This is a genomic window from Streptomyces sp. NPDC002884 (assembly GCF_040295245.1).
Taxonomy (GTDB): Bacteria; Actinomycetota; Actinomycetes; order Streptomycetales; family Streptomycetaceae; genus Streptomyces.
This window is the reverse complement of the sequence record NZ_JBEOVB010000014.1, coordinates 145,589-157,605: the sequence shown is the minus strand read 5'-3', so window position 1 is coordinate 157,605 and position 12,017 is coordinate 145,589. Positions and strand designations below refer to the sequence as shown.

At 71.2% G+C, this 12,017-nt stretch carries 11 protein-coding genes; 5 read left to right on the top strand and 6 right to left on the bottom strand.

Annotated elements, in window-relative coordinates; translation table 11 throughout:
• Positions 1-6: 6 nt before the first annotated feature.
• Positions 7-591: a nicotinamidase gene (locus ABT070_RS26535; protein WP_351764365.1), complete on the bottom strand. Its 585-nt coding sequence runs from the start codon at positions 589-591 to the stop codon at positions 7-9.
• 97 nt (positions 592-688) lie between these two features.
• Positions 689-2,035, bottom strand: coding sequence for a nicotinate phosphoribosyltransferase (locus tag ABT070_RS26530; protein WP_351764364.1), 1,347 nt, complete (start codon positions 2,033-2,035; stop codon positions 689-691).
• Between the two features lie 57 nt (positions 2,036-2,092).
• On the opposite strand from ABT070_RS26530, the gene clpS reads away from it, so the two are divergent.
• The 4 genes from clpS (at position 2,093) to ABT070_RS26510 (ending at position 5,415) form a co-directional block, all read left to right on the top strand.
• Positions 2,093-2,410, top strand: coding sequence for an ATP-dependent Clp protease adapter ClpS (gene clpS, locus ABT070_RS26525; RefSeq protein WP_351764433.1), 318 nt, complete (start codon positions 2,093-2,095; stop codon positions 2,408-2,410).
• A gap of 11 nt (positions 2,411-2,421) precedes the next feature.
• On the top strand, positions 2,422-3,030 hold the full coding sequence (locus tag ABT070_RS26520) for a DUF2017 domain-containing protein (RefSeq protein WP_351764363.1): 609 nt from the start codon (positions 2,422-2,424) through the stop codon (positions 3,028-3,030).
• A 384-nt stretch (positions 3,031-3,414) separates the two neighbouring features.
• On the top strand, positions 3,415-4,848 hold the full coding sequence (locus tag ABT070_RS26515; protein ID WP_351764362.1) for an amino acid permease: 1,434 nt from the start codon (positions 3,415-3,417) through the stop codon (positions 4,846-4,848).
• Positions 4,849-4,992: 144 nt separating this feature from the next.
• Positions 4,993-5,415 carry a M67 family metallopeptidase gene (locus ABT070_RS26510; protein ID WP_351764361.1) on the top strand — a complete coding sequence of 141 codons (423 nt, stop codon included), beginning with the start codon at positions 4,993-4,995 and terminating at the stop codon, positions 5,413-5,415.
• 44 nt (positions 5,416-5,459) lie between these two features.
• Here ABT070_RS26510 and ABT070_RS26505 read toward each other — a convergent pair whose 3' ends face one another.
• Positions 5,460-5,813, bottom strand: coding sequence for a hypothetical protein (locus ABT070_RS26505; RefSeq protein WP_351764360.1), 354 nt, complete (start codon positions 5,811-5,813; stop codon positions 5,460-5,462).
• Positions 5,814-5,981: 168 nt separating this feature from the next.
• Positions 5,982-8,330: an immune inhibitor A domain-containing protein gene (locus tag ABT070_RS26500; protein ID WP_351764359.1), complete on the bottom strand. Its 2,349-nt coding sequence runs from the start codon at positions 8,328-8,330 to the stop codon at positions 5,982-5,984.
• 368 nt (positions 8,331-8,698) lie between these two features.
• Here ABT070_RS26500 and ABT070_RS26495 point away from each other — a divergent pair, with 368 nt between their 5' ends.
• Positions 8,699-9,061: a hypothetical protein gene (locus ABT070_RS26495; RefSeq protein ID WP_351764358.1), complete on the top strand. Its 363-nt coding sequence runs from the start codon at positions 8,699-8,701 to the stop codon at positions 9,059-9,061.
• A gap of 66 nt (positions 9,062-9,127) precedes the next feature.
• On the opposite strand, the gene ABT070_RS26490 is transcribed toward ABT070_RS26495, so the two are convergent.
• On the bottom strand, positions 9,128-9,862 hold the full coding sequence (locus ABT070_RS26490) for an RDD family protein (RefSeq protein ID WP_351764357.1): 735 nt from the start codon (positions 9,860-9,862) through the stop codon (positions 9,128-9,130).
• A 213-nt stretch (positions 9,863-10,075) separates the two neighbouring features.
• Entirely contained in the window at positions 10,076-11,854 is a 1,779-nt protein-coding gene (locus ABT070_RS26485; protein WP_351764356.1) for an RDD family protein, read from the bottom strand.
• Between the last annotated feature and the right edge of the window lie 163 nt (positions 11,855-12,017).

The window sequence follows — 12,017 nt, the reverse complement described above, 5'->3', positions numbered from 1 at the left end:
CCTGTCCTAGACGACCGGCTTCCCCGTCAGTTCCACGCCGGCCGCGCGCAGTTCCTCCAGGGCCCGGTCGGTGCTCTCCTTGGCCACGCCGGCGGTGAGGTCGAGCAGGACCTGGGTGCGGAAGCCCTCTCGGGCCGCGTCCAGGGCGGTGGCGCGCACGCAGTGGTCGGTCGCGATGCCGACGACGTCCACCTCGTCGATCTGGCGGTCCCGCAGCCAGTCGCCCAGCCTGGCGCCGTTCTCGTCGGCGCCCTCGAAGCCGCTGTACGCGGCCGCGTAGGCGCCCTTGTCGAACACGGCGTCGACGGCGCCGGAGGCGACGGCGGGCGCGAAGTTGGGGTGGAAGCCGACGCCCTCCGTGCCCGCCACGCAGTGCGCGGGCCAGGAGTGCACGTAGTCGGGGTTGTCGGCGAAGTGGCCGCCGGGCGCGATGTGGTGGTCGCGGGTGGCCACCACGTGCCGGTATCCGGCGGGCGCCTGCCCGATCAGCTCGGTGATGGCGGCGGCCACATCGGCGCCACCGGTCACCGCGAGGCTGCCTCCCTCGCAGAAGTCGTTCTGCACGTCTACGACGATCAAGGCGCGGCGCATGGTCGGTGTCCTTCGACTGAGGGTGAAGTAATTGAGCCTAGAGACTTTGTCGGCCCCGCGGGAGGGGGCGTCGCCCGGTGTGCGCCGGGCACACGCCCTAGTTACCCGACAGGCCCTGTACATACTCCGTGGGAATGACGGGTTCCCCGCGCGACAGCTGGTTCGCGGAGAGGGGCAGGCCGGCGCGGGCCGCGGCGTGGCGGTCGCGGACGGCGTCCAGGGGCTCGCGGCCGACGACCTCGCCGCCCTTGACCAGCTGGACGAGCAGCTGGTGGTCGGCCAGTCCGGCGGGGACGGCCCCGGTGCCGACGACCTCGGCCTCGGCCACCCCGTACGCGTCGGGCCGGCGCGCCGCCCACTTGCGGCCGCCGATGGAGGTCTTGCCGCCGGAGGACTTCTTCGCCACCGGCACCAGAGGTTCCCGCGGGTCGGCGGATCCGGCGCGGGCGACCAGTTTGTAGACCATCGAGCAGGTCGGGTGCCCGGAGCCGGTCACCAGCTGGGTGCCGACGCCGTACGCGTCGACGGGGGCCGCGGCCAGCGAGGCGATGGCGTACTCGTCGAGGTCGGAGGTGACGACGATCCGGGTGTTCGTCGCGCCGAGCTCGTCGAGCTGCTGGCGCACCCGGTGGGCCACGAGGAGCAGGTCGCCGGAGTCGATGCGGACCGCGCCGAGCTCGGGCCCGGCGATCTCGACGGCCGTCCGGACGGCCTCGGCGACGTCGTAGGTGTCCACGAGCAGGGTGGTGCCCCGGCCGAGCGAGTCGACCTGGGCCTGGAAGGCGTCCCGCTCGCTGTCGTGCAGGAGGGTGAAGGCGTGGGCGCTGGTGCCCACGGTGGGGATGCCGTAGCGGAAGCCGGCGGCCAGGTCGGAGGTGGTGGCGAAGCCGCCGATGTAGGCGGCGCGGGCGGCGGCGACCGCGGCCAGTTCGTGGGTGCGGCGGGCGCCCATCTCGATCAGGGGGCGCTCGCCCGCGGCGGAGGACATCCGGGAGGCGGCGGCCGCGATCGCGGAGTCGTGGTTGAGGATGGAGAGGATCACGGTCTCGAGGAGCACGCACTCGGCGAAGGAGCCCTCGACCCGCATGATGGGCGAGCCCGGGAAGTAGACCTCGCCCTCCGGGTAGCCCCAGATGTCACCCGAGAAGCGGTATCCGGCGAGCCGGTCGAGGGTCTCCTCGTCGACGATGTTCCGCTCCCGCAGGAAGCCGATGACGTCCGCGTCGAAGCGCAGGTTCTCGACGGCGTCCAGGACCCGCCCGGTGCCCGCGACGACGCCGTAGCGCCGGCCGTCCGGCAACCGCCGGGTGAAGACCTCGAACACGCTGCGCCGTTCGGCCGTGCCCGCTTTCAGGGCAGCCTGGAGCATCGTCAGTTCGTACTGGTCCGTGAAGAGCGCCGTAGAGGGAACATCCACCGGCAGCCCAAGGTCCGCTGTGTTCATGGCAACGGATAGTACTCCCTTTTCGTCGGTGTGACGATTTCCCGGATGCGTGGCAGCATGGGGCTTGTGACGTCACCCGCTCCCCTTGAGATCGAACGCACCGAGTCGGCGGAGGAGGTCTTCGCCGTACCCGAGCCGGACGTCCCGTGGGTCACGATCGTCCACAACGACCCGGTCAACCTCATGAGCTACGTGACGTACGTCTTCCAGTCGTACTTCGGGTACACCAAGGACAAGGCCACGAAGCTCATGATGGACGTCCACCACAAGGGCCGGGCGGTCGTCTCCAGCGGCTCGCGCGAGGAGATGGAACGCGACGTGCAGGCCATGCACGGTTACGGCCTGTGGGCCACCCTGCAGCAGGACCGGAAGTAGCCTGCCCTCCTATGCCTGGACACTTCGAACCGCTCCCCGGCGGCGGCGCGGCCGTCGCACTCGACGACGTCGAGATCTCCATCATCCGGTCGCTGGCCGTGCAGCTCCTCGAGCTCATCGGCCCCGGCCCCGCCGAGGACGCCCCCGACGACCCGCTCGCCGAGCTCTTCGCCGAGGGGCCGAGCGAGCCCCCCGCCGACCCGGTGCTGCGCCGCCTCTTCCCGGACGCCTACACCGACCCGGAGGGCACCCCGGGACCCGCGCGGGCGGACGAGCAGAAGGCGCACTCCGCCGAGTTCCGCCGCTACACCGAGAACGACCTGCGGGCCGGCAAGCGCGAGAACGCCCTCGCGGTGGTCCGCTCGCTGGACGCGCTGGCCTCCGAGGCGGCCGGGGCGGGCGGGGCGGTGCTGAAGCTGACGCCGCAGGAGTCCCAGCAGTGGCTCCGCGCGCTGAACGACCTGCGGCTCGCGATCGGCTCCCGTCTGGAGATCACCGACGAGGACGACACCGACCTCCTCTACCGGCTGCCGGACGAGGACCCGCGCAAGCCGATGGTGATGGCGTACCTGTGGCTGGGCGGCCTCCAGGAGACCCTCGTGACGACCCTCCTGCCGTAGCCCTTCCGCGCAGCCGAGCCGCACAGCCCTTCGCGCAGCCCTTCGTACAGCCCTTATGCAGTGGTTCGTGCGCATTTTTGTTCGCTCAGAGGACGCTCAAATCCGGATAACGATCGCGTCAACGCGACGGCCGGGAGTGTCCTCTTTGTGTCTCGTTCATCCGCTTCTTCTTGTGTCGTGCGCCACAGACCGTCCGGCTGATCAATATTGCGGGCGTGATAAATCTTCACGACCGCCCGGCGAACACCACCCGTATGTTCGGCCGGGTGCGCCACCGAGCCGGTTGATCGCCGGCCAGGCATCGCTCCATCAATCCGGGGGGATCGAAACCCGATCCGAGGCCGACGAGAGGCCCGGTTCGGCATGGAGAAAGGCGCACCACACATGACCTCTGAGAAGGTCACTGACACCGCTGTCACTGACACTCCCGAAGAGGGGTACGAGCGCGGACTCGGCAGCCGCCAGGTCCAGATGATCGCCATCGGCGGCGCCATCGGCGTCGGGCTCTTCCTGGGCGCCGGGGCGAACATCGCCAAGGCCGGTCCCAGTCTCATCCTCATGTACGCCCTCGCGGGCGGGATCATCTTCTTCATCATGCGGGCGCTGGGCGAGCTGCTCCTCTACCGCCCGGTCTCGGGCTCCTTCGCGGAGTACTCGCGCGAGTTCCTCGGCCCGTTCTTCGGCTACTTCACCGGCTGGACGTACTGGCTGATGTGGGTCGTGACCGGTATGGCCGAGCTGACGGCCGCCGCGATCTACGTCAACTACTGGTTCCCGGCCGTCCCCCAGTGGGTGACCGCGCTGGTCTTCCTGGTGATCCTCTTCGGGGTCAACCTGATCTCCGTGAAGCTCTTCGGTGAGCTGGAGTTCTGGTTCTCGATGGTGAAGGTCACCGCGCTCATCGGAATGATCGTCATCGGCCTCGGCGTCCTCACGTTCGGCTTCAGCAGCGCCGGCGACACGGCCGCGGTCTCCAACCTGTGGGCCTTCGACGGCTTCTTCCCCAAGGGCGTCGGCTCGTCCCTGATGACCCTCCAGGGCGTCATGTTCGCCTACCTCGCCGTCGAGCTGGTCGGTGTCACGGCGGGCGAGTCGCAGGACCCGGAGAAGACCCTGCCGAAGGCGATCAACACCCTGCCGTGGCGCATCGCGCTGTTCTACGTCGGCGCGCTCACGGTCATCCTCTGCGTCGTGAAGTGGACGGAGTTCGCGCCGGGCGTGAGCCCGTTCGTCGAGGCGTTCGCGAAGATCGGCATCCCCGCGGGCGCCGGCATCGTGAACTTCGTCGTGCTGACGGCGGCCCTGTCCTCCTGCAACTCGGGCATGTACTCCACGGGCCGCATGCTGCGGAACCTGGCCGACAGCGGCGAGGCCCCCGCGGTCTTCCGGAAGCTGTCGTCGACCAAGACCCCGGCCTTCGGCATCACGGTCTCGGTCCTGTTCATGGGCATCGGCGTGATCCTGAACTACGTCGTCCCGGAGAAGGCCTTCGGCTACGTCACCTCGGTGGCCACCGCGGCCGGCATCTGGACCTGGCTGATGATCCTGATCAGCCACGTCCTCTACCGCCGCGCGGTCGTCGCGGGTCGGCTGCCCGCCTCGTCCTTCCCGGCCCCGGGCGGCTCGGCGTTCAGCTGGGTGGCCATCGTCTTCCTGCTCTTCGTCACCGGCCTGATCGCGTACGACGCCGACTCCCGGATCTGCCTGTACGTGATGGCGGGCTGGGCGGTCGCGCTCGGCATCGGCTGGGCGGTCCTGAAGGGCCGCAACCCGGAGATCACCGACCGGCGCGAGCCGGAGTTCGAGAAGGTCGGCTGACCGACCCGTCGACCATCCCCGGGACGTCCGGCCGCAGGGAGCACTCGTGGCGCCCCCTGCCGCAGCCGCTCAGGACGTCCGCGATGCGGGCCGTTCCGTACCACTCCTCGGTACGGGACGGCCCCTTTGCTTATCCTGGCGACCATGCTGACCATCACCCAGGCCCTGCACGACCAGATCGTCGCCCACGCCCGCAAGGACCACCCCGACGAGGCGTGCGGCGTGGTCGCGGGCCCGGCGGGCTCGGACCGCCCGGAGCGCTTCATCCCGATGCTGAACGCGGCCATGTCCCCCACGTTCTACGAGTTCGACTCGGGCGACCTGTTCAAGCTCTACCGCGAGCTGGACGACCGCGACGAGGATCCGGTGATCATCTACCACTCCCACACGGCGACGGAGGCGTACCCGTCCCGCACGGACATCTCGTACGCGAACGAGCCGGGCGCGCACTACGTGCTGGTGTCGACGGCGGACACGGACGGCGGGGGCGAGTTCCAGTTCCGCTCGTTCCGCATCGTGGACGCGGTGGTCACGGAGGAGGACGTGCGGGTGGTCGAGGCGTACTGAGGCGCCGTCCGCGCCCCCGCCTAAGCCCCCGCCCACGCCCCCGCCTACGCCGCGGCCGCGCCCCGCAGCAGCGACCGGATGGGGCGCCACAGCTCCGGTACGACGACGCCGATCGGGACACCGTTGTCAGGGGCCGTGCGCCAGATCAGGCCGTCCGGGTGGTGGAGCACCGCCGTGACCTCGTCCGGGGTGGGTGGTGCCGCGTTGCCGCGCAGGTAGACGGCGCGCAGGCCGAGATTGCGGAGCCTGGTCAGGGCCCGTGCCCGGTTGTGTGCGTGGACCAGCACGCGGACGTCCGCGGAGGGGCCCGGCAGGCCCTCCCGGGCGGTGGGGCTGGGCAGGTTCAGCGCCACCACCACCATGCCGTCGGGCAGCTTGCAGAAGCCTCCTGCGGCCATGCGGTCACACCCCCGTGCGAGTCGGTATCGAGGTCGTCGCCGAGGCCTTCACGGAGGTCGGCGTCACTGTCGGTGTCAATAAGAAGGGCACAGGAGGCACCTAAACACGATCGGCGGCAACCCGCTAGGGGTTGCCGCCGATACGCGTCTGACCTGCTGAAACGTCGACTACTTGGTCGACGGACCAACCTTCACCTTGATCGTCGAGCCATTGACGGCCTCATTGACGATCTTGATCGAGGTGTTGGTGTCAGTGACCTTGACGCCCGCGAGCGGGGTCGCCGCGTCGGAGTACGTCGACTTGCCGTCGTCGAAGACCGGGACACCCGGACGCGACTTGATCTTGACCGCGACGTCCGCCCTGTGCAGCGTGATCGCGTCGGTGCGGTACAGGCTGAAGGGCGAGTCGAAGCTCTGCAGACGGGCGTTCATCACGGAGCCGTCGGCCCACTTCAGCGCGGTCGGGTTCGAGTCGATCGGGAGGATCAGGCCCTCACCCGGGTGCTGGCTGGTGTTGTCGTCCGCCTGCGAGGTGTCCCACTTCCAGATCAGCAGACCGTTCTGGTACGGGTAGTGCTCCACCCAGTCCGGACGGGTCGTCGAGAAGCCGAAGTTGTACGGGCCGACCTTGAGGGTCTTGTCGTACGACACGTACTGGCGGTTCTCGGCGATGTAGTACTGGGCGTAGTCGTCCGTGATGGACGCGCCGATGCGGGAGAAGCCGGCCGCCGTCCAAGCCGCGTCCGCGGTCTCCGCGTTGTCCGCGAAGAGCGTGGCGCCGTCCGCCGTGACCGTGATCTCGTCGGCCGCGAAGCCCTTCTGGGCCACGCCGCCGTCGGTGGCGTAACGGAAGCGGACGCTGATCTTCTGGCCCGCGTAGGCGTTCAGCGGGAAGGTCAGCTTCTGGTAGGCGTCGACCGTGCCGGTGAGGGCGGGCTTGCCGCTGCCGTCGCGCGGGACGGCGCTGCCGTCGGCCAGAGTGCCGTCGACCGGCGTCCAGTTGGCGCCGTCGGTGGAGACCTCGGTGTACAGGTAGTCGTAGTCCTGCTCGATGTCCCACCAGCCGTCCAGGGACAGCGAGGCCGACGACTTGCCGGTCAGGTCGACCGCGCGGGTCAGGGTGTTGCGCAGGTCGTCACCGCTGCCGCTCCACCACTGCGTGGCGCCCTGGGCCGGGGCGACCACCTCGGTGGTGACCTCCTTCTCCGGCAACTGGACCACGAGGGCCTGGGCGTTCTTGGTGTTGTACTCCGCGACGCCGAGTGTGTGGGTGGACTTCACGCCCGCCTTGGCGACGTCGTAGTCCAGCCAGCCCAGCTGGAGCTTGTCCCAGGCGTTCATGTCGCCGGGAAGGTTGCCGATGGCCTCCTTGCCGGTGCCGAGCCAGGAACCGGAGGACATCAGGGTCCAGAACCCGGTGGAGTTCTCGCCGCCGCCGGAGGTGTCGTACTCGTCCGGCAGACCGAGGTCGTGGCCGTACTCGTGCGCGTAGACGCCGAGTCCGCCGTTCTCCGGCTGGATGGTGTAGTCGCCGACCCAGATGCCGGTGTCACCGACCTGGGTGCCGCCGAGCTTGTTGGTGTCCGGGCCGGTGGAGCCGGCGTCGGTGCCGAAGGCGTACCAGCGGTGGGCCCAGATGGCGTCCGCGCCCTGGGCGCCGCCGCCCGCGGACTCGTCCTCGCCGGCGTGCACGATCTGGAAGTGGTCGATGTAGCCGTCGGACTCGTTGAAGTCGCCGTCGCCGTCGTAGTCGTAGCGGTCCCACTGGTCGAACTCGGCCAGCTCCGCCTTGATCTCGGCGGCGGTGGCGCCGGCCGCCTCACGCTCGGCGACCCACGCGGTCACGCCGTCCTGGACCGCGTACCAGGCGCCGGTGGAGGCGCTGTTGGAGCCGTACCGGGCCTCGTTGTAAGGGACCTTGACCCAGTCGGTCACCTCGCCCTCGACCGAGTAGCGGCCCGAGGACTGCTTCTCGTAGTACTTCTTGAGCGACTCGGTGTTCTTGCCGGTGCCGAAGTACAGCTCCTGGAAGTGCTTCTGGTTGTAGTCCGCCTGCCAGGCGGTGGAGTTGTCCTTGCTGCGGTCCGGCGCGGCTATCTGGTTGTGCAGCGGGCCGGCCGTGCCGCCGTAGCGGCTGTCGACCTGGTCGCCGAACTCGACGAGGATCGTGAAGATCTTGTCGGTCTTCTCGCGGCCGAGCTCGACGTACTTGCTGTCGCCCTTCCGGCTCTTGAGCTGGACGACCTTCGAGCCGTCCCGGTCCTTGACCGACGCCTCGCCGGATATGACCTGCTGGAGAGCCTCCTCTCGCTGCGCCTCCTGGGTCTTGCTGAGCGGGCCGTCGAAGTCGTGCTCCTTGGCCTTGGCCGGCTGCGGGTCCTGCCGGTCCACCGCCGGGGCCTTCGCCGAGGTGTTGTCGGCGGCCTGTGCCACGGCGAACGTCGAGAACGTCGCCGAGGCCGCCGCAAGGGCGACGACCGTGGCGGCCGTCCTGAACGTCCAGGATCTACTGGTCACTTGATGTCCTCCCACGCACGCGTCCGGACGCGCGGAAAGGGGGGATCCCTGTCAAGGAAGGTCCGCGCGCTGTTATACGCGTGTAGTCAAGTGACGCCATTTGACTACTGGTTTACGAGAAAAGACAGACCTTGACTTGGACAAGTCAACTGCATTATTGGGAGCGGGTGTTCGCATTGCGGACATATGACTGTAACGTTGCGGAGGCCCCGACAGGCGCGCGGGACGGTCCACTTGATGGACGCCATGACTCCGTGCGCCCCCTGTGCACCGGCACCGTGGGTTAGGTCACGCTTACCGTTCGTCCCGCTCGGGCATGCAGGCGAATAGAGTCGAGACCGCCCCCGCTTCCGAGGACACCGATTGCCATGCCTCGTCCGACTGTCGCACAGCTCACGTACGGTTCCTGCACCGTCATCTGCTCGACGCTCGCCATGCTGCTGCTGTCACAGACGAGTTCGGGCCCCGGGATCGCGGTCGTCGTCGTCGCCGCGGTCGCGCTCGGGGTGCTCGTCGCCATGACGGTGCCGGTACCGAAGCCGTCGCGTGCCCCCGTGGCCCGCTCGACGCCCCGTTCCGTGATCCGACCCGCGGCCCGCTCCACGGCGAGCGTGCCCGCGGGCCGGCCCGAGCCCGTCACCGTTCCCGCCGCGCGCGCCCCCCTGCACGCGACGGTCCCGGCTTCGGTCGCCTCGGCACCCGAGCCCGTCCGGGAGCCCACGGCACCCTGACACTCAAGCGCACGACGAAGGGCCCACGCCTCGTGGCGCGGGCCCTTCGTCGTGCGCGCGGCCGGCTCACCGCGTGCTGACCACCACCGTCTTGGCCGCCTTGTCGTGCAGACCCTGCTTGTAGGGCTTGTCGAAGAAGCTCCAGCCGCCGCAGATCGCCGTCCACACACAGGCGCAGCAGAACGCGAACGGCACCCACAGCACCAGGGCGCGGATCAGCGAGGTCTGGGCGGAGGGCGTGGAGCCGTTGTCGAGGTTGGCCACGCGCAGGCCGAGCCACTTCTTGCCCAGTGTCTGGCCGGACTTGGCGGTCAGGATCGTGTCGTACGCGACGTACAGGATCGCGACGAGGAGCTCCCGCCCGAAGGTCTTGCCGAACTCGATCTCGTCCGCGTCCACCGTGTACTGCGCGACCCCGAACGCCCAGGCCAGCAGGGTCACCACGATGAAGACGAGGATCATGTCGATGATCCGGGCCAGCGTGCGCTTGCCGCTGTCGGCGAGCGGGGGCATCCCGGAGAGCGGGTCGGCGGGGTAGCCGCCGTAGGGGTCGCCGCCCTGCGGACCACCACCGTACGGGCCGCCGCCGTACGGGCCGCCGCCGTAGGGCGGGGGCCGGCCCGACCCACCACCGTACGGATCGTGCGACGCGTCGTACGGCGAGCCCTGCCCCGCACCGGACGGGGGCCGGCCCTCGCCGTACGGGGGCTGCGGCGGCTCCTGCTGCGGGGGCCGCTTCCTGAACGGGTCGTCGTCCGGCGGCTCGCCGCCGCCGGAGCCGGGAGGCGGTTCGGTGGTCATGCCCCCGAGTCGACCGCGAACCCGCGGGCTCCGCATCCGGCGAGCGGCCGTCCGGGGGACGGCGCCGAGAGCGCCGAGAGCGCCGAGGCGTGGGAGTACGCGGGTGCGGGGGTCGGGGTCGATGTGCGGGGTCGGGGGGCGGGAGCCGGGGGGCGGGAGCGGGGGTCGGGGTACGGAGGTCGGGGTACAGGGGTCGGGGTACGGGGGTGTCGGTCAAGCCCCCGCGACGAACGTGTGCGCCGCCTTGTCGTGCCAGCACTGCCGCCACGGCCTGTCGAACAGGCCCCATACGACGCCCACCACACCGACGACGAGCAGACCCGGCACGCTGTAGACGAGCCAGCGGCGCAGGGCCGCCCCGAAGGACGGGGGCCCGCCGCCCTCGATGTCCCGCACCTCGACACCGAACAGCTTCTTGCCCAGCGTGCGGCCCCACTTCGCGGTCGGCACGGCTTCGTAGACGATCCCGAAGACCAGCAGCACGGCGAGGACGATCCCGAGGTACACCGACGTCGTGCCGTCGAGCAGCCAGACGGTGACGGTCTCTCCGGTGAGCTTGGCGGCGTCGACCTTCGCGGTCACGTGGTCGAGGGCCTTCGCCCCCAGCGGCACGGCGGCCGCGGAGGTGACGGCCGCGAGGACGAGCGTGTCGACGAAGCGGGCGGCCAGCCGCCTGCCGAGGCCCGCGGGACGGGCCGAGGCCGCCCGCCGGGCGGCCGCCTGGAAGATGTCGTCCACCGGGGGCTTCCAGGGCGCGACGGGTCCGTCCTCGGCGCCCGCGAGCCGGTGCACCTGCTGCGCCCACGAGGGCTGCCCGCCGCCGGGCCCCGCGGCCATCGGGACGGCCGGCTGGGCGGCGGCCTGCGGGGGCTGCGGCTGTGGGCCGGCGGCCTGCTGGGGCACGCTCGGAGCGCCCGGCCGGGGGCCGAGGGCGGACGCGGGCGCCTGGGCGACGGGCTGAACACCGGGCTGGGCACCTGCCTGAGCACCGGACGGCGCGGCCGGGAACCCCGCGGGGCCCTGCGGGGCGGGGGCGGGAGCAGGGGCCGGAGCAGGCGCGGGAGCGGGGGCCGGAACAGGGGCGGGAGCGGGGGCCGGTGCGGCAGCCGCGACGTGTGCCGGGCCCTGCGGCGCCGGGACGCCCGGGGGCTGAGCCGCCGCACGCTCGGCGGCCGCCTTGCCGGCCCCGAAACCGGGCTTGGCGGGGGCGGCACCGGGAGCGGCCGGCGCCGCGACCGGACCCTGAGCGCCGAAGGGGGCCGCGCCGGGGCCGGTCCCCGCCGTGGGGGCGGGCCCCTGCGCCGCGGCGGGGAACGCGGCCGCGTTGCCCGCCGGGCCGGGTGTGCCCGCCGGCTGCGCACCGGAGGCGCCGTCCTGGTGGCCGGCGCGCGGGGCCGGCGCGCGGAAGGTCACCGTGCCCTCGTCGGGGACGAGCCCCGGCGGGCCGGCGGGACCGGACGCGGGGGCGGCACCGCCGCCCGGGGTGGGCCGGCGGAAGACGAACGTGCCCCCGGAGACCACGTCCCCGCCACCGTCGCCCGCGCCGTCCGCCGGATCCGCGGGAGGGATCGTGGACGTGCCGTCCGTACTCGTCGACAGGCCCTCGGGCTGGGCCGGGGCGGGCGAGGGCATCCTCGGGTCGGCGCCCTGCGGGGCGCCCCAGGAGACCCGGCGGTCCTGGTCGCCGCCGAAGCCGGACTGGTGGGCGCGGTCGGCGCCCCACGCGGAGGCGGGCTCGGGACGGACGCCGTACGGGTCCGCCGGTGCCGGTTCCGGGTCCTCGTCGAAGAAGTGCGGGCCGGTCTCCTCCACGGAGGCCGGCGGCGAGCCGGGCGGAGAGGTGAGCGGTCGGCCGTCGGAGGGCGCCGGCCGGCTGGTGCCCGGTACCCAGGAGGCACCGTTCCAGTACCGGACGTATCCAGGGATGGACGGGTCCGGGTAGTACCCCTCGCGGGGCCTGTCGTCGCCGGGTGCCGGGGTTGGGGCGCTCATGTCCGTCGTCCCGTATCTGCTCGGGGGTGGGTTGGGGGGCTCCACATCTATCAGACCGACGCAAGCCCCATGGCCAGTCCTGTCGGACCCGCCCCTTTCCGGGCAACCCCGTGCAGGCTCTTCACACGTTCGGAACCGCCCGTCGAAGCCCGGCGCCGGAACG